The 23,253-nt window shown below is 38.1% G+C and carries 18 protein-coding genes; 11 read left to right on the top strand and 7 right to left on the bottom strand.

Annotated elements, in window-relative coordinates; genetic code table 11:
* The first annotated feature begins 45 nt into the window (after positions 1 to 45).
* The 4 genes from DRF67_RS03595 (at position 46) to DRF67_RS03580 (ending at position 3,782) form a co-directional block, all read left to right on the top strand.
* Positions 46 to 615, top strand: coding sequence for a cob(I)yrinic acid a,c-diamide adenosyltransferase (locus DRF67_RS03595; RefSeq protein WP_115926729.1), 570 nt, complete (start codon positions 46 to 48; stop codon positions 613 to 615).
* Positions 605 to 1,234, top strand: a complete 630-nt coding sequence (locus tag DRF67_RS03590; protein WP_115927082.1) for a thiamine diphosphokinase — start codon at positions 605 to 607, stop codon at positions 1,232 to 1,234. The genes DRF67_RS03595 and DRF67_RS03590 overlap by 11 nt, the downstream gene beginning before the upstream one ends.
* Positions 1,235 to 1,389: 155 nt before the next feature.
* Positions 1,390 to 2,265, top strand: coding sequence for a tyrosine-protein phosphatase (locus DRF67_RS03585; RefSeq protein WP_115926727.1), 876 nt, complete (start codon positions 1,390 to 1,392; stop codon positions 2,263 to 2,265).
* Positions 2,266 to 2,387: 122 nt separating this feature from the next.
* Positions 2,388 to 3,782: a type III PLP-dependent enzyme domain-containing protein gene (locus DRF67_RS03580; protein WP_115926725.1), complete on the top strand. Its 1,395-nt coding sequence runs from the start codon at positions 2,388 to 2,390 to the stop codon at positions 3,780 to 3,782.
* A 112-nt stretch (positions 3,783 to 3,894) separates the two neighbouring features.
* On the opposite strand, the gene DRF67_RS03575 is transcribed toward DRF67_RS03580, so the two are convergent.
* The gene (locus tag DRF67_RS03575; protein WP_115926723.1) at positions 3,895 to 4,554 is read right to left on the bottom strand and encodes an HAD family hydrolase; all 660 of its coding nucleotides are present in this window, start codon (positions 4,552 to 4,554) and stop codon (positions 3,895 to 3,897) included.
* Between the two features lie 250 nt (positions 4,555 to 4,804).
* On the opposite strand from DRF67_RS03575, the gene speB reads away from it, so the two are divergent.
* The 3 genes from speB (at position 4,805) to DRF67_RS03560 (ending at position 7,371) form a co-directional block, all read left to right on the top strand.
* Positions 4,805 to 5,662 (top strand): agmatinase, encoded by an 858-nt coding sequence (speB, locus tag DRF67_RS03570; protein WP_115926721.1) that lies wholly within the window; start codon positions 4,805 to 4,807, stop codon positions 5,660 to 5,662.
* Between the two features lie 69 nt (positions 5,663 to 5,731).
* Positions 5,732 to 6,574: a bifunctional helix-turn-helix domain-containing protein/methylated-DNA--[protein]-cysteine S-methyltransferase gene (locus DRF67_RS03565; RefSeq protein ID WP_115926719.1), complete on the top strand. Its 843-nt coding sequence runs from the start codon at positions 5,732 to 5,734 to the stop codon at positions 6,572 to 6,574.
* A 188-nt stretch (positions 6,575 to 6,762) separates the two neighbouring features.
* Positions 6,763 to 7,371 (top strand): alpha-ketoglutarate-dependent dioxygenase AlkB family protein, encoded by a 609-nt coding sequence (locus DRF67_RS03560; protein WP_115927080.1) that lies wholly within the window; start codon positions 6,763 to 6,765, stop codon positions 7,369 to 7,371.
* 709 nt (positions 7,372 to 8,080) lie between these two features.
* Here DRF67_RS03560 and DRF67_RS03555 read toward each other — a convergent pair.
* The 4 genes from DRF67_RS03555 to DRF67_RS03540 form a co-directional block, all read right to left on the bottom strand.
* Positions 8,081 to 9,940 (bottom strand): CocE/NonD family hydrolase, encoded by a 1,860-nt coding sequence (locus DRF67_RS03555; RefSeq protein ID WP_115926717.1) that lies wholly within the window; start codon positions 9,938 to 9,940, stop codon positions 8,081 to 8,083.
* A gap of 257 nt (positions 9,941 to 10,197) precedes the next feature.
* Positions 10,198 to 12,912: a TonB-dependent receptor gene (locus tag DRF67_RS03550; RefSeq protein WP_115927078.1), complete on the bottom strand. Its 2,715-nt coding sequence runs from the start codon at positions 12,910 to 12,912 to the stop codon at positions 10,198 to 10,200.
* A 77-nt stretch (positions 12,913 to 12,989) separates the two neighbouring features.
* Positions 12,990 to 13,409, bottom strand: coding sequence for an SH3 domain-containing protein (locus DRF67_RS03545; protein WP_115926715.1), 420 nt, complete (start codon positions 13,407 to 13,409; stop codon positions 12,990 to 12,992).
* 6 nt (positions 13,410 to 13,415) lie between these two features.
* The gene (locus DRF67_RS03540; protein WP_115926713.1) at positions 13,416 to 13,898 is read right to left on the bottom strand and encodes a BON domain-containing protein; all 483 of its coding nucleotides are present in this window, start codon (positions 13,896 to 13,898) and stop codon (positions 13,416 to 13,418) included.
* 220 nt (positions 13,899 to 14,118) lie between these two features.
* Here DRF67_RS03540 and DRF67_RS03535 point away from each other — a divergent pair, with 220 nt between their 5' ends.
* Together DRF67_RS03535 and DRF67_RS03530 are read left to right on the top strand one after the other, a co-directional pair.
* Positions 14,119 to 15,369: a dicarboxylate/amino acid:cation symporter gene (locus DRF67_RS03535; protein WP_115926711.1), complete on the top strand. Its 1,251-nt coding sequence runs from the start codon at positions 14,119 to 14,121 to the stop codon at positions 15,367 to 15,369.
* Between the two features lie 8 nt (positions 15,370 to 15,377).
* Positions 15,378 to 16,100: a phytanoyl-CoA dioxygenase family protein gene (locus DRF67_RS03530; RefSeq protein ID WP_115926709.1), complete on the top strand. Its 723-nt coding sequence runs from the start codon at positions 15,378 to 15,380 to the stop codon at positions 16,098 to 16,100.
* A gap of 196 nt (positions 16,101 to 16,296) precedes the next feature.
* On the opposite strand, the gene DRF67_RS03525 is transcribed toward DRF67_RS03530, so the two are convergent.
* Positions 16,297 to 19,098: a GH92 family glycosyl hydrolase gene (locus DRF67_RS03525; protein WP_115926707.1), complete on the bottom strand. Its 2,802-nt coding sequence runs from the start codon at positions 19,096 to 19,098 to the stop codon at positions 16,297 to 16,299.
* 94 nt (positions 19,099 to 19,192) lie between these two features.
* Between DRF67_RS03525 and DRF67_RS03520 the strand changes: the two genes are divergently transcribed.
* Complete coding sequence (locus DRF67_RS03520) at positions 19,193 to 21,535, top strand: outer membrane beta-barrel family protein (protein ID WP_115926705.1); 2,343 nt, start codon at positions 19,193 to 19,195, stop codon at positions 21,533 to 21,535.
* A gap of 3 nt (positions 21,536 to 21,538) precedes the next feature.
* On the opposite strand, the gene DRF67_RS03515 is transcribed toward DRF67_RS03520, so the two are convergent.
* Positions 21,539 to 21,997, bottom strand: a complete 459-nt coding sequence (locus tag DRF67_RS03515; RefSeq protein WP_115926703.1) for a hypothetical protein — start codon at positions 21,995 to 21,997, stop codon at positions 21,539 to 21,541.
* Positions 21,998 to 22,144: 147 nt separating this feature from the next.
* On the opposite strand from DRF67_RS03515, the gene DRF67_RS03510 reads away from it, so the two are divergent.
* A complete protein-coding gene (locus tag DRF67_RS03510; protein ID WP_115926701.1) occupies positions 22,145 to 23,251 on the top strand; it encodes an Mrp/NBP35 family ATP-binding protein in 1,107 nt (368 codons plus the stop codon).
* Positions 23,252 to 23,253 lie beyond the last annotated feature (2 nt).

Raw genomic sequence — 23,253 nt, 5'->3', positions numbered from 1 at the left:
TATATTTTGCTTTTTACATTCTACAAAAAAGGGTATTTTAGTACTATGAAAATTTATACAAAAACAGGAGATAAAGGGCAAACTGCACTCTATGGCGGAACAAGAGTTTCTAAAGCCAGTGCCAGAGTAGACAGCTATGGAAATATAGATGAGCTGAATTCATTCATAGGGATTGCAAAAAGTCATATCGAAGATGAAGAAGTGTTGAGACAGCTAAAGAAAATACAGTTTGATTTGTTTACGGTAGGTTCAGAAGCAGCTACACCAGCAGATAAACTGATGCTGGCTAATGGAAAATCACGTCTTCCGATCATAATTTCAGAAACTGAAATTGAAGAATTAGAGCAATGGATGGATGCTTTTGAAGACAAATTGGAACCACTTCAGTATTTCATCCTTCCCGGTGGCGGAAAACCAGCAACATTTTTACATGCTGCCAGAACCATTTGCAGAAGAGCTGAACGGTCATTGGTGTTTTTAAACGAGTCTGAAGAAGTACGTCCTGAATTAATCAAATACCTGAACAGGCTTTCAGATTATCTTTTTGTATTGGCAAGGTACATCTCAAAATTAAACAATGAACCGGAAGAATACTGGAACCCGAATGAGAGATAAGGTATTACTTTTCATCAATGGAGAGGCTCCCCAAAACTTTCCTAATCCGGATTATTATGATTTGATTGCCTGTACAGATGGTGCTTTTCATTATCTCAAAAGAATAGGCTTTCCTTTGGATAAGCTGGATTTTATATCGGGTGATTTTGATTCCCATTCGGGATCAGATGAAAATATTTATCAGGAAAAATTTATCCATACGCCCGATCAGAATCATACGGATTTTTATAAGGCCTTGGATATCATTATAGAAAAAGGAGGAAAAAATGTAGATGTTTGGGGTGGAAGTGGAGGTGAACAGGATCATTTTTTAGGAAATCTAACAGTGGCCTATGCTTTTAAAGATCGATTGAAAATGAAATTTTATGATGAATTTTCTGAATATTTTTTCATTCCTAAAAAAATGATAGTGAAGGGAATAAAAGATAAGATGATTTCCCTGTATCCTTTTCCAGCAGCTGAAAATATTACAACAAAAGGATTGAATTGGCCTTTGAATAACGGAAATCTAAGCATTACTTCAAGAATCGGAACCCGGAATTTTGCAGTGGAGGATGAGGTTTCTATTACCTATGAAAAAGGGGACTTATTGATTTTTATTGGGAAAAATTATTTGTAATTTCAGGAAGTTGTTATTATACCAATAGCCTTCAGTAATGAAATTAACCAAATTTTGAGGATAGAAACAGTTTGCTATACTATCAATAGAACTGGGCTTTAGCCCAGTTAATAAAAATAATAAATCCATTGGCTTTAGCCCAAACTTATTAACTTTTGCATACATTCATTAAAATACCCATTGTTAGCATTGCGCTGTTCTGCATTTTCTCGTGTAAAACGCAGCATTTCATAACACCCGAATATGGTAAAACTGACGCTGAGAAAGTTATTCAGATCAAAAAAGTAACTAATTTCCGGACTGTTGGAAACATTAAGAATACTGAAGGGAGAACTTTAAGAGCGGGGAAATTTTATAGAAGTGCCCACCTCCATAAGCTTAAAAAGAGATCATTTGATGATCTTGAAAAATTGGGGATCAAAGAAATCATTGATCTCAGAAACTCAAAAGAGATCGCGCAGAAGCCGGATCAGCTTCCTGCTGAAATTGTTTACAAAAAATATTCAGCTTTTGAAGATGAAGGTGACCAGCTGGCACAGGCCAGAAAACTGGTTCTTAAAGGAAAAGTAAATGCTTCAGATGCAGATAAAAGGATGATCGATTTCTATCGGGAGTATGTTACGGAGAATCCTGCAATCATAAAAGCCATCATCACTGAGGTCCTGGATTCTAAAGATCCCATTTTGTATCACTGTACAGCGGGTAAGGATAGAACAGGAATTACCACCGCTTTAATTTTAACCATATTAAAATTTGATAAAGAAACAATTTATAACGAATACCTTCTTTCCAATAATTACAGACAAGATCTCGTTCAGAAGAGACTCCGTCTGGCTAACAGCTTACACTTTCTATACCCCAAGATGGATCTGCAGGTCCTGGAAAAATTGAGCTGGGTAGAAAAAAGATACCTTGATGCAGCTTTTGAGGAGATCAATAAAAAGTATGGTTCTACAGATGCTTACATCCGGCAGGTATTAGGTATCTCTGATACAAAAAGAGCAGAATACATTCAAAAGTTTACCTATTGATTATCAGAGGTAAATTATAACGGAAGATCATATTGGGGCAATATTTAAAATTATAATAATTTTAACACCTAAAAATCAAACTTTTTTAGCAATTTTGCATTTCTTAATTCACTTGTTTAGAAATGAAAATAAAGTACTCGGAACTTATTGATCAGACATTATATTTCCCTACAGAGGAGTTTAATGTTTCTGAGAACAATTTGTTGTTTCACGATGTTCCATTGATGGACGTTGTTGAGCAATTTGGCACTCCGCTAAAGATTAGCTATCTGCCGAGAATTTCTCAAAATATTCAAAAAGCTAAAAGCTGGTTTAAAGAAGCTTTTGAGAAAATTGAATATAAAAAGAATTATACCTACTGTTACTGTACAAAATCCAGTCATTTCAATTTCGTATTGGAAGAAGCTCTGAAGAATGATATTTCGATTGAAACCTCTTCGGCGTATGATATGGATATTGTAAAATCTCTTTATGAGAAAGGGAAGGTAGATAAAAACATTGAGGTGATCTGTAATGGATTCAAAACAGATGATTATCTGACAAAAATTTCAGATATGATCAATAATGGTTTTGGAAATATTACCCCGATTCTGGATAATTACCGTGAGCTGGATAAACTAACGGAAAGTATAGATTCCACATTTAATATCGGAATTAGAATTGCTTCAGAGGAAGAACCTAAGTTCGAATTTTATACCTCAAGATTGGGAATCGGATATAAAGATATCATTCCTTACTACAGTCAGAAAATCGCTGAGCACCCGAATGCAAGATTGAAAATGCTTCACTTCTTCATCAATACGGGAATAAAAGATACGTCTTACTACTGGAACGAATTGTACAAATGTCTCCGTGTGTATGCGCGTTTGAAGAAAATTGCTCCCGAAGTGGATTCATTGAACATTGGTGGTGGTTTTCCAATCAAAACTTCTTTGAACTTTGATTATGATTACCAATATATGGTAGAAGAAATTGTTTCTCAGATCAAAAAATTCTGTGAAGAAGAAGGAGTGGAAGAGCCTAACATCTATACTGAATTCGGAAGCTTTACCGTTGGAGAAAGTGGGGCAAACCTCTATAAGATCATTTCTCAGAAACGTCAGAATGACAGAGAGAAATGGAACATGATCGATTCTTCTTTCATGACGACGCTTCCTGATACGTGGGCTATTTCAAGACACTTTATCATGCTTCCATTAAACCGTTGGGAGGATAGCTATGAAAGAGTATTTCTGGGAGGCTTAACGTGTGACTCAGATGATTATTACAACTCTGAGCAGCATACCAATGCAATCTACTTACCAGTTTTCAGCGATACGAAGCCTTTGTATATCGGATTTTTCCATACAGGAGCTTATCAGGAAACCATCGGGGGGTATGGAGGCGTACACCACTGTCTGATGCCTCAGCCAAGACACGTCCTGATTCAAAAGGATGAAAATGGAGAATTACAATATGAGATTTTCCGTGAAAAACAGGAACCAGAAGATATCCTGAAGCTTCTTGGTTACAAATAATATTGTTATCACTAGAAATGGGCTTAGCCCATATACCAAAAATAATAATTCCATTGGCTTTAGCCAAACCTATAGAAAACGAAAGCTCTCAGAATCTGAGAGCTTTTTATAGTTAAAAATATTTTGAAATTTTATCCAGTTCGAGATCTTCATAATCCGAAATGACAGTGTCAGCGAGTGTATAATCCTGATTTTTTGAATGTGGACTTCTGTATGCTGCGCAAAAAATTTCTGCTCTGTGGGCCGCCAGAATTCCGTTGGTGGAATCTTCAATCACCATGCAGCTTTCTACAGGTTCACCAGCCATTTCTGCAGCCAGTAGGAAAACTTCAGGATGTGGCTTGGACTCCTTCAGATCAGCACCACTGATCTTTCCTTTAAAGTATTTTTCAAGACCGAATTTTTCAAAGACCATATTGATGGTCGTCATTGTAGCCGAAGATGCCAATATCAGTTTAATACCATTTTCATGGTAATGCTCAATGAGATTCCTTACCCCTGGAATTAAGTCAAACTCATCATCATTATAAAAATAATCTTTGAAATGGGCCCTTTTGATACCGGAAATAGTTTCATGTGTATGATCTAAACTAAACTGACTGATCAATGTTTCACAAACTCTTTTGGTAGATGCTCCGGTTAAAGAAGTGTACAGATCTTCGGAAACTGCAATTTCCAATTCATCAAACGTTTTGAAATAGGCTTTTCTATGCAGTGGTTCTGTGTCTACGATTACCCCATCCATATCGAAAAGAACAGCTTTTAAAGACATATTTAAAGTTTTTACAAAAATAGCTATTTGAGTTGAGAGTGGAAAGTGAATAAAGAGCTACGGGCTATGAACTGGTCCACGAGGTTATGATAATAGGTGAGGGAGTAGATTTTTTGATTTAAATTTTACAGATTTTGAGCCAATTACCCATTGGATGAGGACCTACAAACTCTCCTGCAGTCTTTCACTCCAACTCATAAAGTCTTTGTATCTTTGTGGAATCATTTAATTTTTTAATTAATCATTATCTATGAAAACATACGCAGGAATTCCCGAAGAAAACGCAACGTTAGAGAATTCAAAAGTAATGTTGGTAACGGTTCCTTATGATGGGACTTCAACATGGGGTAAAGGAGCTGACAAAGGCCCGGAACTATTCCTAAATGCTTCAGAAAATATGGAGCTTTATGACATTGAAACCCAAACAGAGCCATATCTTCAGGGTGTATACCTTGCTGGAGAAGTTTCTGAAAACTCCACTCCCGAAGCCATGACAGAAGCTGTTTATCAGAAAACTAAAGAGCTTTTGAACAATGAAGGCAAATTATTTACTCTTTTCGGTGGTGAACACTCTGTATCCATCGGTTCTATCCGTGCGGTAGGGGAGAAATTTGAAAATCTGACTGTTCTTCAACTGGATGCTCATACAGATCTGCGTCCCGATTTCCACGGTTCCACATCAAACCATGCGTGTGCAGTTTTTGAAGCTAACCAGAAGCATAATTTAGTGCAGGTGGGAATTCGTTCTATGGATATTGAGGAAGCTGAATACCTACCGGAAGGAAGAGTGTTTTTCGCACATGAAATTGCCAATAATGAGAACTGGATCAATGATGTGTTGGAAAAAGTTTCAGGGAACGTATATATTACGATTGATCTTGATGCTTTCGACCCTTCTATCGCTCCTTCTACTGGAACTCCAGAGCCAGGTGGTTTACAATGGTATCCAACATTGGAATTATTAAGAAAAGTATTCGAAAAATGCAACGTTGTAGCATTCGATATTGTAGAATTAATGGATTCTCCAATGGCTAAGCCGACAGCTTTCCTGTCTGCCAAGTTATATTACAAAATGCTGGCTTATAACGATATTTATAACAACAACTAATATTCCGCAAGAATCGGATTTTTTCTGCCGTATATTCTTTGGAAATTTGTGAGGTAAAACAATCAAGAAATGTCCACACAAAATCAAATAGATTATAACAGAATTGCCAAGGCGATAGAATATATCCAGAGCAATTTCAGGCTTCAGCCAAGTTTGGAGGAAGTGGCAGAGAATATTCACTTGAGTCCGGCTCATTTTCAGAAGATATTCACAGATTGGGCAGGAACAAGTCCGAAAAAATTTTTACAGTTCATCAGTCTTGAACACGCTAAAAGTTTATTAAAAGAAGAAAAAGCAAGTCTTTTTGACACGGCTTACGAAACGGGACTTTCCAGTACAAGCAGATTACATGATTTGTTTGTGAAAATAGAAGGAATGTCTCCGGCAGAATATAAAAATGGTGGAAATAGCCTGGCTATTAATTATAGTTTTTCCGAAAGTCCCTTTGGAAACATATTGGTAGCTTCCACAGAAAAAGGAATCTGCCATATGGCTTTTGAAACCGATAAAGAATCAGCATTGGGAAATTTGAAACATAAATTTCCTAATGCTTCTTTTTTTGAAAAGCAGGATGCTCTCCAGAAAAATGCATTGTCCATCTTCGATAAAGACTGGTCGAAACTCAACACCATCAAGCTTCATTTAAAAGGTACGGACTTCCAACTAAAGGTTTGGGAAAGCCTGTTGTCTATTCCGATGGGAAGGCTGTCTACTTATGGCAGTCTGGCCGAAAAAATTGGAAATCCCAAGGCTTCAAGAGCAGTGGGGACCGCAATAGGAAGTAATCCGGTTGCATTTCTTATCCCCTGTCACCGTGTCATTCAGTCTAGCGGACATTGGGGAGGCTATCGTTGGGGAAGTGACAGAAAACAGCTGATCGTAGGTTGGGAGGGTTCACGTATTTACTCCTGATATAGAGCACACTGATAAGTTTGGGCTAAAGACAGCGAAGGATTTGTTTATTGAACGGATTTCAGTCCGGTCCTATTGATACCTCTTATTGTGTTCATGAAAAATTTTGAGTAATTTATTTTTAGCTGAAGAATTGTAAATACATTGTACTTTTTTCAGGACGAAAGCATTTAAATTTAAAAATTATGATGAGTCTCTTCGAAGAAATATCAGATTATCCGATCAATATACTTCCTAATGACGGAACTGTCCATTATTACGGAAAGGTTTTTTCTAAAGAACTTTCTGATTCTTTTTATACCTATTTGCTGAACCAGATTCCCTGGGAAAATGACGAAGCCATCATCTTTGGAAAGTTAATTCTCACCAAAAGAAAAGTGGCCTGGTTTGGAGAAAAACCTTTTGAATATACTTATTCTAAACGGACAAAATATGCCAGATTCTGGACTCCGGAATTGTTGGAATTAAAGAAAAAATGTGAGGAAGTTTCAGGTGAAACCTACAATTCATGCCTGCTCAATTTATATCATGACGGAAGTGAAGGAATGGCCTACCACAGCGATGGTGAAACAGACCTGAAAAAACATGGGGCAATTGCTTCTCTGACCTTTGGCGCAGAAAGAAAATTTTTATTTAAACATAAAAAGACCAAAGAAAAGGTAGAAGTATTCCTGGAAAACGGAAGTTTGCTGGTTATGAAAGGCACTACTCAGGACCATTGGCTTCACAGGCTTCCACCCACCACCAAAGTGAAAACCCCGAGAGTGAATCTTACGTTCAGAACAATTGAAGAGTAACAAACTTTCACAAATTACGCAAATTAAGTAGATTTATAACGCGCATTCATCTGTGCAAATCTGTGCAAATCTGTGCAATCTGTGGGATATAAGTTACATTCACTTATTCATTTCCAGAACGATTAAAGAGTAAAACTCTCGCAGATTTTGCAGATCACGCAGATTTATAACGCGTAATCATCCGTGCACATCTGTGAAATCTATGGGAAATAAGCTACATCCAATTATTCATTTCCAGAACAATTGAAGAATAAAAACTCTCGCAGATTTTGCAAATCAGGCAGATTTATAACGCGCAATCATCCGTGCACATCTGTGAAATCTGTGGGAAATAAGCTACATCCAATTATTCATTTCCAGAACAATTGAAGAATAAAAACTCTCGCAGATTTTGCAAATCAGGCAGATTTATAACGCGCAATCATTCGTGCACATCTGTGAAATCTATGGGAAATAAGCTACATCCAATTATTCATTTCCAGAACAATTGAAGAATAAACTCTCGCAGATTACGCAAATTTATAACGCGCAATTATCTGTGCAGATCTGTGAAATCTGTGGGAAATAAACTACATTCAGTATTCATTTCCAGAACAATACATTAGCTTTCAAATCAAGAGAAATCTTTTAGCATAATCATTTGATAAGTCAGCCCAATCAGTGAGAAGTTAAAAATTAAAAAGCTGTCCAAACGAACAGCTTTTTCAGTTTATTTCAAGATTTCAGCTTCAATGGAGCTGTCATCATATATTTTAATAAAGGCTTTTGTATAGTCTTCCTTCGTAGCGAAATTTGGGTTATCCAAAAATTTCTGTGGGTTGACCGCAAAAAGCGGGAACCACGTACTGCTGATCTGTATCTGTATTTTATGCCCTTTTTTGAATGTGTGAACCACATCCTGAAGTCTGAAGTTTACAGCAGTCTTTTGATTCGCAATCAAGGCTTCTCCTTTTTCTCTCGTATTTCTGAATCTTGCAGGCATGATTTCACTTCTCACCATCTGATGATAGTTTCCATAGACAACTCCATCTTTCTTTTCTACAGGCTTGAAATCCTCAGGATAAACATCAATAAGCTTCACAGCAAAATCTGCATCAGTAGATGAAGAGGCGATATTCAGCTTAGCCATAATTTCTCCAGCAAAAGTAATATCTTCCGTCAATACGTCAGTTGTGAATGTCAATACATCGGGTCTTCCTACGGAGAATCTCTGATCTTCAGACATATAATTTCTAGGGGTAAAACCATTGAAATCTTTGAAATGGTCAGAACTTAAAACAGGATTAGAGGGATCACTGTAATATTCTGAATACCCTTGTCCTGATGTTTTCTTTAGGGTTTTGTCGGATAGGTAAAAATTAACTTTCTGAGCATTTTTAGGAGGATAAGAAGCGAATTCTTTCCATTCTTTAGCTCCTGTATCATACATCAAAGCTTCAGGAAGTCCGGCATCTTCTTTGGTGTTGCCCTTAAGATAGTGGCTGAAGAATTTTGTTTCTACATTTTTCTGGTAATACGTTGCAATACTGTCTCCAAAATATGTCTCACTGTGAAAATGTTTCCCTTGCTCCTGGGACCAGCCGCCATGTGAAAAAGGCCCCATTACAATGGTGTTTTTTGCTTTGGGACTGGTTTTTTCAATGGTCTTATAAATATTCAGAGGTCCCGAAAGGTCTTCTGCATCAAACCATCCACCAACAGTCATTACCGCGTGGCTGATGTTTTTCAGGTGGGGAAGGAGATTTCTTTTCTGCCAGAATTCATCATAGTTGGTGTGATTCATAATTTCTGTCATGAAGAAATTATTCTTGTAATATTTTTCATAACCGTCCTTTAAAGTTCCCATGTCTCTGTAAAATTTAAGACCATCTTCAGAAGTCTGCTTTACAAAAGAATCCATATACCAAGCTTGTTTTTCCGGTTTTGTTTTCTGAACTCCAAAGACCGGGAAGGTACGGAAGTAGCCCAGCATAAATCTCCCATTGTGAAGGAAATCATCGTTCCAGAAATCTGAAATCGGAGCCTGAGGAGAAGATGCTACCAACGCCGGATGCTGCGCCAGAGTACCGACAGCAGTATAAAATCCTGGATACGATGTCCCGAACTGTCCTACTTTACCATTGTTATCCTTAATATTCTTTAAAAGCCATTCGATGGTGTCGTAGGTATCTGTGCTTTCGTCCACATCTTTTTTGCTCTTACGTTCCACCTGTGGAGTCATATTGGTAAAAGTTCCTTCACTCATATATCTTCCGCGGACATCCTGGTAGACAAAAATATACTTGTCTTTCATCAGGAAAGTATTTGGGCCAAGCTTTGTTTTGTACTCATTTTCTCCGTACGGTGCGATATTGTAGCAGGTTCTCTGCATCAGGAAAGGATACTTGTTTTTGTTTGAAATATCTTTTGGAATATACACTGCTGTAAAAAGCTTTACTCCATCACGCATCGGAATATAGAATTCCTTTTTAGTGAAATTATCCTTAACGAATGGATCTTTCTGTTCAGTCTTTTGAGCCTTTCCGAGAATGAAAAGAAGAATGAAGAAAAATGAAATAGGGGTTTTCATAGAAAAAAATTTACGGCTAATTTATAAATAAATATACTCTTTTCGTAGCGTATCGTATGAATCTTCCTCTAAAAATGAAGTATGGTTGTATTTTTTTTAGTTAAATGGGATAATTCTAAAACACTTGCGAACAAAGTCTGAGATTTAAAAACTTGATGCTGGAAATTTTTTGTCTTTTTGTGATTGGAAAAGTAAGCCTTGTAATCGAGAAATAGCCGGAGATCCGGCCATTATTAAGAAAATATAAATGTAGGGTGTTAGCTCTTTTTCGTTTTTTTTCCGACAAACTTATTTAGCTTCATACTCAGCGAAAACATAATATACCGCCTAAGAATAAGTTCTTCACGGTCTTCGAAATAAGAATCGGTGATCGTTCTTCTCACGCTTTGGTTTTGATTCAGCACATCGTAAATCTTTACTTTGGCAGTAAATTGTTTTTTATAAAAGGAATAGCCTATGCTTGTATTCCAGAAATAAAAGTCTTTTTTGAATCCTGGAGCAATATTGGAATTGGTATTGTACTCAAAGTCATTACCAAAGACGAATCTGCTTTGAAAAAGATAGTTGGTTAGTTCCAGCTTCAGTGACTGATTGGCTGTATTTACCTGACCTACATTGTAGTTGGAATATTTTGAGAAGCTGTATCCAAGCCTATATGAAGGTTTGATCATAAATTTATCCTTGATTTCATAGCTCATATTCAATCCCGGGTTTAAGCTGTACGAATTGCTTTTGTAGGCCTGTCCGTCGATAAAGCCATTATTGAAATTATAATTCATGTTAAATCTAGGATTAATGGTCAGCTTGTGATCTTTCCATTTAAAGGTTTTGCTAAGACCTGTACTGACGTTGAGATTTTTATTTCCGCTTATATTATCGTAGGTAACGATTTGTTTTCCAGAATTGTCATATCGGGAAAATCTGATGACATCATTGTTTTTGTAGGTGAATCCCGCGTTGATATAATAGTTGAACTTCTTGATAATGTTGAAGTCGTTGAAGGAAATCGTATTGGTGGTTGTCCATGTATTTTTAAGGTCAGGATTTCCGGTATAGGTGATCAGCGGGTCAGACTCATCTTTGAATGGAATGAGCTGTTCCACTCCCGGGATATTAAAGCTGGAAAAATGAGATAGCGTCAGCCTTTTGCGGTCAGAAAAAGCATATTGAAAATTGACAGCATACCGCGGAAGAACAAAGCTTTTCTGAAGATCATATTGCTGCCCCTGATACACGGAGCCTACCTTCATATCCGAGATATCAAGATTAACGGTTGCCCAGGTGTTAAATTTCTTCTTAAAAAGCATAAAAGAAAGTTCAGGTGAGATCTGATTAATTCTTTGATCCATGCTGTTGGAAAGAAGAATATTGTATTTTGAGTACTGTCCGGTAGCCGGATCAAAATCATTAAAATCCTTTATGTTTCTTGACAGTTTTGAACTATACTGCAGCTGGACACTTACCATTGCGGAATCGGAGATAGGTTCTGTATATCCCGCACTGAAGCTGTATGAATTGTTCTGTATTCTGCTTTTCTGTTGCTGGTCCCGGTTATCAGTAGTTGTTCCTGATTCCTGATAAAATGTATTCTGTGACTGATTGATATCGTCATTTTTTGATTCGGAAATAGTGGTGTTTACAACCGCAGAGATCAGGCGACCTTTTTTCTTCAGGTTTTTGGAAAAATAGATATTGGGAGTGAACGTGTTGCTTTCTCCTTTATTACTACTTGAAGAGCCGCTTTCATTTAGCATTCTTTCATCTCTTGAAGAGGTAGATTTTGATCTGTTGAAGCTGAAATCTTCTGATTTTGAAAACGAGGGCGCGATGTAAATATTGGTCAATGAATCCAGTTTTATTCTGGCCGAGCTGTCGAAAGTATATTGTCTTGATTCATTCTGCCCATTACTTTCAGAATTGGTTTTCAGGGTATAATCAGGAAGAAGTGTATTTTTAGAAACCTTGGAACGTGTTTCTTTTTCTGAGGTTGAATACTTAAGGCTGAAGTTGTCCAGGTCCAAATCATTTCCAAGCTTGTCATTGTAGTTAACCCCAACTGTAGAAGACTTCTCAATACCGCTGCCACTTTTCTGGGATCCATAGCCCCTGCTTCCCATATTATCAAAAACATCATCAGCAGAGATACTTTTTGAATTGATATTATTGGAAGAGGCCAGAAGGCTTATCTTGGTATCTCCTTTGAAATAGCTGATGAGTGCGTTTCCCTCATACCGTTTATCTGATCCGTAGCCCACAGTAATTCTTGAAATAAGCCCTTTGTTTTTCTTTTCATCGATATTAAAATTGATGGTGGTATTCTGTGATTTCGGTGGCTTTCCGCTAAGTTCTTCTTCCTTTGTCTTGGTGGTGGTAAGCTGTATGTTTTTAATGATATCTGCGGGAAGGTTTTGCAGGGCAATTTTGCCATCCTTATCAAAAAAAGGTTTTCCATTAACCATAATCTGGTCTACTTCTTTTCCATTGGCTGTAATTTTTCCGTCATTGCCTACCTCTACTCCCGGAATCTGTTTCAGCAGTTCTTCAATTTTGCTGTCAGGACGTACATTAATAGCCGAAGCATTGAATTCGATCGTATCCTTTTTTACCTTTACCGGCGAAATCGTGATTTTTACCTCGTCAATATTGATCACAGGCTTTTTTTCAAGCTCAATATCTCCTAACGTCAAAGAACGGTCAATATTTTCGAATGTCTTCGAATACAATAACTGATCAGCATCAATTTTCAGAATTGACGGTTCATTCACCTCATCGATTTTCAACGAAAATTTACCCTCTTTATTGGTGGCTGTATAATTGACAATGGAAGAATCTTTGATCTTCAGCAGATAGACCGTAGCATTTTCCAGTGGTTTTTTTCCTGAATCATGTACTTTTCCTTCAATGTGCAGTTTCTGAGCATCTACAATCAAAAAATTACACATTAGTAGCAATAGCAGTAAGATTTTCTTCATCGGTTCTTCAAAGGAGTAAAAATAAAAAAACATCCCAATATAGGGATGTCTTATAGAAATATTTCTAAAAAATTATTTTATGCTCTCAGATATCTGGAATATGCATATCCTTCCTGGCCATCGGCAGTTTTCACTTTCCACCAGTCATCAGAAGTCTGCTCGATTAAGGTAACTGCAGAACCTTTTGCTGCTTTACCTACTACAGCGGCTTCAGTAGAAGGCTCCTGTCTGATATTAAGATTAGAATCTTCAGTGGCTACCGTTAAAGAAGCTCCTGAAGAAAGACCTGCTACCTGTACATCGATATTGATGTCGGATGCAGAATAAGTAGAGTCGATAGCTCCTAAAGCATTCCATACTGCGTCTTTAGCTGCGGTGTTGGAAGCTGCTCCGGAAACATAAAGAATACCGTCCTGCTCCTGAACCTGAAGGTTTGAAATTCCTGCAGACTGCGCTGCTGAAACTACGCTTGAATATTTATCTTGTAATGTGCTCATCTTAAATTATTTTACCGTGTAGTTATACTTTACTTTACCCACTTTTAAAGCGTCTACAGACTGCTTGATTTTTTTAGCCTGCTCCTTGGATACATTTCCTGTTAAAGTAAGCTCGTCATTGATTACTTCTACTTTTACCGTAGGGAAGTCTTTTACAGCATCCTGAACTTTTTTCTGAACTACAGGATCTACAGCTGATTTAGTTTCTACAGGTGCCGGTGCAGCAGCTACAGTAGACATATCCATTACATCTTTAACCCCATTGATTGCTTTTAATTGTGCAATCATAGCGTCTTTAGACTGTTGATCTGCGAAAGTTCCGCTTAGGTGAGCTACTCCTTCTTTTACTTCAACAGAAGCATTGGGATTAGAAGTTACTACAGTTGTAGCCTGAGTCTGAAGATCGGCATCAGAAACTTTCTTTTTACAAGAAACTGCCCCGAAAGATACAGCTACAGCTAATGCAGCCATTGCGATAGTTTTTTTCATATTGTATATTTATTAATGTTGTTATACTCTCAAATGTAACAATAAAATTTGTACCAAAAGAATAAAAATTCAATAAATCTTTCTTAAATTTTTTACAATATTTTCTAAACCAGAGAATTAATTTTCAGGGATTAAAAACTTAATGGAAAATTAATACGCTTCGAAGAAAATCTTCTGCCAATTGAAAAACCATTATATTTGCGCAAATTGAACTATATATATGAAAGGACAGAATAAACTTTTTATAGCAATTATCATTGCGCTTATCCTGGGAGTAGGAATCGGAGGCGTTGTACATGTAAAGTATCCGGAAAGCGCAGCACCTTTTTCCAATAATATCAAATTGCTGGGAACCGTTTTTATCAGGTTGGTACAGATGATTATTGCGCCATTGGTTTTTACAACACTGGTAGTGGGTATTGCCAAAATGAGTGATATCAAAATGATTGGAAGGGTAGGAACAAAAGCCATGCTTTGGTTTATCTCAGCTTCTTTAATTTCACTTTTTATAGGGTTGATCCTCGTGAACTGGCTTGAGCCTGGACATGTAACAAAACTGCCGATACAGGATGTTTCCTCTGCTGAAGAGCTTTTGAAAAGCAGCAAGAGCTTTTCCCTTGAAGATTTTGTGAAGCATATGATTCCTAAAAGTTTATTCGAAGCTTTTGCTACCAATGAAGTATTGCAGATTGTGGTATTTGCCATTATGTTTGGTGTTGCCCTGGCTAATTTGGGCGAAGAATATTCTAAACCTGTGGTAAAACTTTTTGATATCATGGCACATGGAATCCTGAAAATGGTTGGATATATCATGTGGTTTGCTCCATTAGGAGTATTGGGAGCTATTGCAGCAGTAGTTGCTACCAATGGATTTGAAATATTTAAAGTTTATGCCATTTATCTGAGAGACTTTTTCTTTGCGCTGGCAGTACTTTGGGTCGTTCTTCTGATCGTAGGTTATTTTATCTTAGGAAACCGTCTTTTTGATCTCATGAAAAGAATTAAAGAGCCTTTACTGATTGCATTTTCTACGACAAGTTCGGAAGCGGTATTCCCAAAACTGGTAGAAGAGCTTGAAAAATTCGGGTGCAACAGCAGGGTAGTGTCTTTCATCCTGCCTTTAGGATATTCATTTAACCTGGATGGAAGTATGATGTATATGACCTTTGCTTCGATCTTCATTGCACAGATTTACGGGATTGAGATGACGATTGGACAGCAGATCACTATGCTTCTGGTCCTGATGCTTACTTCAAAAGGTATTGCAGGGGTTCCGAGAGCTTCCCTGGTTATTATTGTTGCTACTTGCTCTATGTTTGGGATTCCACCGGAAGGGATTGCCTTAATTCTGCCAATCGACCACTTCTGTGATATGGGAAGAAGTATGACCAACGTATTAGGAAATACACTGGCCACTTCTGCCGTATCAAAATGGGAGGGACAATTAACTGAGCCTTTAGATAAAATTTAAATAAAATAATGAGTCTAGAAAACTTAGAATTATATAAAAGCCATATTCACGAATATGGCTTTTCTGTTATCAATCACATTTTTTCTGATGAAGAAATTCAGAAAATAATTGATGTTCTTAACCATATAGATACCTCCCGTGAGAATTTCAGGAAATCTAAGGACCTTTTTGCGATAAGGCAGTTTTTAAAAGAAATCCCAGAGATCAGGGATCTCATTTTTAATGATAATATTCAAAAAGTTGTTAAAGAAATTTTTGGGGAGAAATATTTTGTAGTGAAGAGTATTTATTTTGACAAACCTGAAACTTCCAACTGGTATGTTGCGTATCATCAGGATCTTACTATTTCTGTGGATAAGAAAATGGACTTACCGGGCTTCGGTCCCTGGACGACTAAGCAAAATCAGTTTGCGGTGCAGCCTCCATTAGATATTTTGGAAAATATATATACGATCAGAATCCACCTGGATGATACGGATGAAAATAACGGAGCTTTAAAAGTTATCCCAAACTCCCATGCTAAAGGAATCTACAGACCTGAAAGCATCAATTGGAATGAAGAAACAGAAGAAATCTGCATGGTAGAAAAAGGCGGCATTATGATCATGAAACCGCTTACCCTTCACGGCTCAAACAGAACAACCAACGGAAAGAAAAGACGCGTAATCCACATCGAGTTTTCAGATAGGGAACTTCCAGAAGCTTTGAAATGGTCTGAAAAACTGAATTAGAAAAAAAATGCCTTCCGTAATTTTGGAGGGCATTTTTTATAGCTTGAACGTGAATGCAGGACGATGAAAGTTTCTGCTTGAGCGGTGGTCAGTCTGCAATTATTGATTAACTGTTGATGGCTAGCTTTCGACCAAAAACTTCACGAAGCAGGTCATTATCTGTTTTTGCTTTCATACTTCCTTTTTCCACGTTAAATTATCGTGCAGAAATTTCATCAATAAAGATATAGGCTTCGCCTCCTGCTCCCTGGTGCCACTCCGGAAGTTTTCCGAAATGATAGGCTTTTACCTTAAGGTATCGGGCTTCTGTAGGAAGAATTTCAGTGGCGAAATCTCTGGTCTGAACTTTTTCATCTTTCGGATCGATATCATGGGTGACTGTTTCCAGAAGAATATAATCTTTGCCGTTCATTGAAGCGTAATATTCCACTTTTTTGGGCATCAGAATCCATGCTTTGCTATCCTGAAGATAAGTGGAAGACAGTTTGGTGATCTGCTGAGGTGATTTAAAATCGATAACCGCTTCAAAATTCTGTCCCTGGTATCCATGCCATTCGCCTTTCCTCCAGTTGATATCGCCCCGGATTCCATCGATTAACGCTAGCTTTCCGCCAGCTGTATATTGAGTAGTAGCTTTGGAAAGAACACTAATGTCCCAGTAATTAGGTCTTCTGTTGATCTGGGCTCTAGTTACAGCACTTTTCTCGCCGTTTCTTTCAGCGTATGCCATAATCTGGGTGGATGTAGTAACCGTTACAGGACCTCTGTAAGGGATAAATGTTTTTCTTTTGTTGGCATCGCTTTCATCCATCGTCATGTAATAGACTTTATCATGTGGGCTCAGCGGCGTGATCTCAACTTTAGTGGAAAAATCAAAAACCCTGTCTGCTGAAATGACTGGGGAAGGTGTTAATTGGGCATATTTGAGATCCTTGACAGGCTGCACATTCTCAAACCCCAATCTTTTGAGCTCTGTTTTAGCCGTATTTTTCGTAATGATTCTGGTCGTGCCATCTTCAAGATGGATTTTAACCTCATCAAAATAGGGCGTAGTGGTTTGCCATTCCGGTAATCCCGGTGTGACCGCATAGATTCCTAAAGAGCTTAAGATATACCATGCACTCATTTGCCCGCAGTCTTCATTTCCGATCAGTCCGTCGGGAGTATTCTTATAGAAATGATCAAGAATATATTTAATTTTGGCGTCTGTTTTTTCTGGTTTATCTACAAAATTGTATAGGTAGGCAATATGATGGCTGGGCTCATTACCCTGTGCATATTGCCCCATCAGGCCGGTGATATCTGCCTGATCTCTGCCTGTTGTTGTATCCGGAGCAGCAAAAATAGCATCGATAAACTGTTCAAACTTTTCTTTCCCACCATGGGCAGCTATAAGTCCCGGAATATCCTGCTGTACAGAATAGGAATAGTGCCACGAATTGCCTTCCGTATAATTGTTGTTCACTTCTCTCGGATCAAATGGCTCATACCAATTTCCATTCTTTCTTGGCTGCATAAAGCCGTTTTTAGGGTTATACAGGTTTTTCCAGCCTTGAGAACGTTTCATAAAGTAGCGATAATCCTCTTTTTTGCCTAAAATGTTAGCCATCTGGGCAATACACCAGTCATCATACGCATATTCTAAAGTCTTGGAAACACTTTCAGGTTCATCATCAATGCTGATGTAGGTATTCTGTTTGTAAGCATTCAGACCAAAAATATCCTGCATGGCTGAGCTTTTGGAAGCCTGATATGCTTTTTCATAATCAAACCCTTTAATTCCTTTGGACATGGCATCAGCAATAACGGAAACGGCATGATAACCGATCATACATTCGGTTTCGTTGGAGGCAAGCTCCCACACGGGAAGCTTTCCGCCCTGTTCAAATTGTTTTATAAAAGTATTGATAAAATCAGCTGTTCTTTTTCTGTCGATCAAAGTCATCAGGGGATGGGCAGCCCTGAAAGTATCCCAAAGTGAAAATACCGTGTAATACTCAAAATCTTTCGCAGTGTAAAGTTTATTATCCCGGCCTCTGTATCTTCCGTCAACATCCATATTGATATTGGGCTGACTGAAAACATGATACAGTGCCGTATAAAAAACAGAAAGTTTATTTTTATCCTCAGACGTTACTTCTATTTTAGAAAGTTCTTTATCCCAAACGGTTTCCGCTTGCTTTTTTACCGTATCAAAATCTTCCGCCCCCCCTTCTGCCATCATATTCTTTCGTGCTCCTTCATAACCGGTTGGTGACAGAGCTACTTTGACACTGATCTTTTCTCCTTTTTTAACGGAAGCAGAAAAAGCCAGTGCCAGCTCTGTTCCTGTAAAGTGATTATTTTCATCTTTTCCGTTAACTTCTTTACGGGAAATTTTCACTGGTTTTGAAAACTCAATCCGGGCGTAGATGTACTGGTTGAGAGCCCATGCCTCACTTCTCCTGAATACTTCAACAGTTCTATCATCGATTATTTTAACCTCTCCTTCCAGAAGCTTGTCCCGGTGATTCAGATCCAAAATAATATTGGCACTTCCTGCATTATTGAACGTATATTCATGATATCCGACTCTTTTGGTCGTGGTAAGACGAACATCAATATTATTTTTATCCAACCTTACCGAATAAAATCCGGCTGTAGCCTTTTCGTTTTTATGTGAAAACTTTGATGAGTACTCTTTACTACTCAAAGACGGTGTACCCATTGTAGGCATCAGCATGATGTCTCCGTAGTCGGAAACCCCTGTTCCGTTGAGATGGGTATGAGAAAAGCCGTAGATCACAGAATCCGAGTAATGGTAGCCGCTGCATCCATCCCAGCTTCCATCTATTCTGGTATCCGGAGAAAGCTGGACCATTCCGAAAGGCACTGTTGCCCCTGGAAAGGTATGGCCATGCCCTCCGGTTCCTATGAATGGATTGACGTATCGGGAATAGCTTTGAGCACAAATCAACTGTGCCATCAGCAACGAAAACAGAACCAGCTTTTTTTTCATATTTAAATTTTATACCAGCGAATATATTGAAAAACAACCAGATCAATGTAATATAGAAAGGAGATGATTTGTCTTATTGAAAACTATTGAATTCATGAAGAAAACATTATTTGCGGTGATTATGCTGGTACCGGTACTCGGATTTTCCCAGAGAATAACAGGTAAAGTCTCGAACGAAGGACAGGCAGCATCATATGTTGAAATTGTAGCGGTAAAAGATCAGAAAAAGCAAACCGCTATCTCTGATGAAAAGGGAAACTATTCACTGAAACTTCTGGAAGACGGAAATTACAATATCAGGCTGATTCTGGACGGTGAGGAAGTATCCAATAGGGATGTTACAGTAAAGGGAGATGTAAAACAGGATTTTTTTATTATCAAAAAGAAAGAAAAACAAATTGAGGGAGTTACGCTTACTGCGAGGAAAAAGCTGATCGAAAGAAAAGCAGACCGGTTGATTTTCAACGTAGCCAACTCTGTTGCTTCTCAGGGAATGGATGGGGCAGAAGCGATGGCTACGACACCGCTGCTTAAGGTAGATGACAATTCAGGAATTTCAATTGCCGGAAAAAATGGTGTAGCAGTGATGATCAATGAAAGGATCGTGAATCTTTCCGGAAGCGAGCTTGTCGCGTACCTTAAAAGTCTTCGGTCTGAAAATATTGAGAAAATTGAAGTGATAACGGCCCCTCCGGCAAAATATGAAGCACAAGGAAATAGTGGACTGATCAATATTGTTCTAAAAAAAAATCAGAATCTAGGCTGGAACGGAAGCCTTACTACTACGCTCCAGCAACAGACGTATACCGGGACATCAAACAGTGTCACGGTCAATTATCAAAGTGAAAAATTACGGTCTTCATTAAAATTAAGACAGCAAAAAAATGAAAAGCATTCTTACGAAAACTATCGGATAGAAGGTGCGGATGGCCTTCGAAGCTCGGATGACAGAAGAGATTTCGGCGATGGAGCAGGAGCTAATGTAAGTATTGATTACCAATTGAGTCCAAAATCCAAAATAGGACTTATTTACGATTACGGATCCGGACATTCCAATATGGATGTTATGAACCGGTCGGATTATTTTCAAAATGGAAATTATACAAATACCTTATCGACTTCTGCCGAACATAGAGCCAAAAACATACAGCAGACTGTTAGCGCCTATTACGATATGAAATTCGGAAAGCTGGATCATCAATTAAGCATCACAGGAAATTATTTTTCCAATAGCCCCAGAACTACTATTGATTTTATAACGACTGAAAATTCAGGTCAGGAGTTTATCGTGAGATCACCTTCAACGGTCGACTATACAATTTATTCCGGACAGGCAGATCTTACATTGCCTTATCAGTTTGCAAAGACGGAAGCAGGGGTGAAGTTTACTAATTTTGATAATGATTCAGAAATATCCTATCAGAACCTGGACAATGGGAATTATGTCACAGATCCTGTAAAAAGTAATGTATTCCAGTATAATGAGAAAAATTATGCAGCTTACCTCAGTTTTGAAAAATCTTTCAGTGAAAAGTGGTCTGCCAAAGCGGGACTGCGCTACGAATATTCTACGGTCATCGGGAATTCGCTGACCTCAGGACAGCAGTCACAAAATTCATACGGAAAATTTTTCCCTACCGCTTATGTCTCCTATAAAAGCGATGAAAATAATACATTCAGTCTGAATTATTCCAAAAGGATCAACAGGCCGGGATTTCGCGCGATCAATCCTTACCGGTGGTATATCAATGTCAATTCTTATTTTACCGGAAATCCGTTTCTGCAGCCTTCAGTCAACCATAATTTCGAATTCTCTTACGTTTATCAAGGAAAATTATCTGCTTCAGCCTATTTCCAGAGAACTCTCGAAGGATTTGGCCAGATCGTGAATCTCGACGGGGAAAACAGGCTCAGTACTTTCGCGAATTATTATAACCAGAACAGTGTAGGGCTTACCCTGAACTATTCAGATACTTTTTTCAAATTCTGGGAAGCTAATTATACTGCAGATATATCCTATATGAAAACAGATGTTTTTGCTACTGACGCCGCTTCAAGAAAAGGAAGTGCGTATGAATTTAATTTTCAGAATAATCTATCTTTAAATACTAACAAAACTGTTCAAATAATTCTCAATTATTGGATGCGTCTGCCTTCAGATTCCGGAAATGTACGGTGGGATTATTTAGGTAACTTTACTACAGGACTAAAGATGAGTTTAATGGAAAAAAATCTTCAGATCAATATGATGGTATCTGATATTTTCAAACAATCCAAAAGCCTTGGTCAAATTTATTATACGACAGGGACTCATTTTTTCAACAATTACTACGATGCAAGAAGACTTACGCTCTCAGCTACGTACACTTTCGGAAATAAAAAAGTGAAAGGGGCGGAGCGTAATATAAAATTTGAAGAAAAGTACAGAGCAAACTAGGCGTTAGACTTCCCCTTCAAAAAAGTTATTGAGATAGTCGATTCTATTATTTTCATCCCTAGCCGATCCCAAATAGCTCTTCCAGGCCTGAGATTCATGATATACAATGCCCATTTCCCAGACACAATAGGTCGGAAGATGGGTTTTGTTTCGGTCCCAGACTTCAAAATCACCTGATCCGTCGTAATAGACACTTTCCCAGAGTTCATTTTCGCTTCTCCAGGTACATACCAACAGAAGATAGTGTTCTCCACACCGGTGCATGATGACAAATCCGAGGTCATCAATATCCCGGAAGTTTTCAGAGGCATTCTCAATACAAAATCTGGCTTTTTGAATGTCCTTCCATACAACTTCTGCCGGATCAGAAGCAAGATTGTACCATTTGAACCTGGTTTTTCCCACAGTGAAAACTCCTTTTGAGGAGGCATATTTGGGTGGATAAATGTTGAAATTTGTCATGATCGTATGCGTAATGAGCTATAGTCCTGAAATAAAAAAAGCAATAAACAAAATTTTTAACGATCTGATTTATCACCTGATATTATAGATTTTATTGATTCTAAATTACCGAAAAATTCCGTAAATTTGTAAACAATTTATATTTATATGTTGACGAAAGAAAAGGTTCAAGATTTCCTTAAAGAAATAGAAGTAGACGATTTGGTGAATAATCTTCAGATTATGGGTAATGATGTTTATATTGATATGACCGCCCATTCACCGGCAATGCACGAAAAGAAAAAACTGGAGGCTGCTATGAAGCAGGCTTTCGCCAGCGAGTTTGGAGAAGATGTTCATTTAAAACTTAAAATTGCTTCTCCGGAACCTAGTGAAATTCAGCAAAGTCAAATCAAAGGAAAACAGATTCCTGGGATTCAAAATATTATTGCTATCGCTTCCGGTAAAGGGGGCGTAGGAAAATCTACTGTTTCTGCAAATATGGCAGTAACATTAGCAAAAATGGGCTTTAAAGTAGGTTTATTGGATGCCGATATCTACGGGCCATCTGTTCCTACCATGTTCGATACAGAAGGGGAAAAACCAATTTCTGTAGAAGTGAATGGTAAAAGTCTGATGAAACCTATTGAGAACTATGGCGTAAAAATGCTTTCAATAGGATATTTTTCAGGATCCAACCAGGCTGTGGTTTGGAGAGGACCCATGGCTTCAAAAGCATTAAATCAAATGATCAGAGATGCGGCATGGGGAGAACTGGACTTCTTGTTAATTGACCTTCCACCGGGAACAGGTGATATCCACCTGTCTATCATTCAGGAAGTTCCTGTGACAGGAGCCGTGATTGTAAGTACCCCTCAGCATGTAGCACTGGCAGACGTAAGAAAAGGGATTGCCATGTTCCAGATGGAAAGTATCAATATTCCTGTGCTTGGATTAATCGAAAATATGGCGTATTTTACGCCGGAAGAACTTCCTGAGAATAAATATTATATCTTTGGAAACCAGGGAGCACAGTATCTTGCTGAAGATTTAGGGATTCCGGTATTGGGAGAGATCCCGTTGATCCAAAGTATCAGAGAAGCCGGAGATGTAGGAAGACCTGCGGCCCTTCAGGAAGGGTCTAAAATTGCAGATATTTATACAGACACCGCAAGAAAAATGGTGGAAAGCTTGGTGGAAAGAAATAAAAACCTTCCTCCCACTGAAGCGGTAAAGATCTCCACAATGGCAGGATGCTCACCAAAAGCAAAATAATA

The sequence above is a fragment of the Chryseobacterium pennipullorum genome (assembly GCF_003384725.1).
Classification (GTDB): Bacteria; Bacteroidota; Bacteroidia; order Flavobacteriales; family Weeksellaceae; genus Chryseobacterium; species Chryseobacterium pennipullorum.
Note: the sequence above shows the minus strand (reverse complement) of the source record. Positions and strands in the feature narration are given on the sequence as shown.

Excerpts from the sequence above, each read along its gene's own strand:
- DRF67_RS03595 (WP_115926729.1), top strand. The coding sequence starts at position 46 with ATGAAAATTTATACAAAAACAGGAGATAAAGGGCAAACTGCACTCTAT.
- DRF67_RS03590 (WP_115927082.1), top strand. The coding sequence starts at position 605 with ATGAGAGATAAGGTATTACTTTTCATCAATGGAGAGGCTCCCCAAAAC.
- DRF67_RS03580 (WP_115926725.1), top strand. The coding sequence starts at position 2,388 with ATGAAAATAAAGTACTCGGAACTTATTGATCAGACATTATATTTCCCT.
- DRF67_RS03575 (WP_115926723.1), bottom strand. The coding sequence starts at position 4,554 with ATGTCTTTAAAAGCTGTTCTTTTCGATATGGATGGGGTAATCGTAGAC.
- speB (WP_115926721.1), top strand. The coding sequence starts at position 4,805 with ATGAAAACATACGCAGGAATTCCCGAAGAAAACGCAACGTTAGAGAAT.
- DRF67_RS03565 (WP_115926719.1), top strand. The coding sequence starts at position 5,732 with ATGTCCACACAAAATCAAATAGATTATAACAGAATTGCCAAGGCGATA.
- DRF67_RS03560 (WP_115927080.1), top strand. The coding sequence starts at position 6,763 with ATGAGTCTCTTCGAAGAAATATCAGATTATCCGATCAATATACTTCCT.
- DRF67_RS03555 (WP_115926717.1), bottom strand. The coding sequence starts at position 9,940 with ATGAAAACCCCTATTTCATTTTTCTTCATTCTTCTTTTCATTCTCGGA.
- DRF67_RS03550 (WP_115927078.1), bottom strand. The coding sequence starts at position 12,912 with ATGAAGAAAATCTTACTGCTATTGCTACTAATGTGTAATTTTTTGATT.
- DRF67_RS03545 (WP_115926715.1), bottom strand. The coding sequence starts at position 13,409 with ATGAGCACATTACAAGATAAATATTCAAGCGTAGTTTCAGCAGCGCAG.
- DRF67_RS03540 (WP_115926713.1), bottom strand. The coding sequence starts at position 13,898 with ATGAAAAAAACTATCGCAATGGCTGCATTAGCTGTAGCTGTATCTTTC.
- DRF67_RS03535 (WP_115926711.1), top strand. The coding sequence starts at position 14,119 with ATGAAAGGACAGAATAAACTTTTTATAGCAATTATCATTGCGCTTATC.
- DRF67_RS03530 (WP_115926709.1), top strand. The coding sequence starts at position 15,378 with ATGAGTCTAGAAAACTTAGAATTATATAAAAGCCATATTCACGAATAT.
- DRF67_RS03525 (WP_115926707.1), bottom strand. The coding sequence starts at position 19,098 with ATGAAAAAAAAGCTGGTTCTGTTTTCGTTGCTGATGGCACAGTTGATT.
- DRF67_RS03520 (WP_115926705.1), top strand. The coding sequence starts at position 19,193 with ATGAAGAAAACATTATTTGCGGTGATTATGCTGGTACCGGTACTCGGA.
- DRF67_RS03515 (WP_115926703.1), bottom strand. The coding sequence starts at position 21,997 with ATGACAAATTTCAACATTTATCCACCCAAATATGCCTCCTCAAAAGGA.
- DRF67_RS03510 (WP_115926701.1), top strand. The coding sequence starts at position 22,145 with ATGTTGACGAAAGAAAAGGTTCAAGATTTCCTTAAAGAAATAGAAGTA.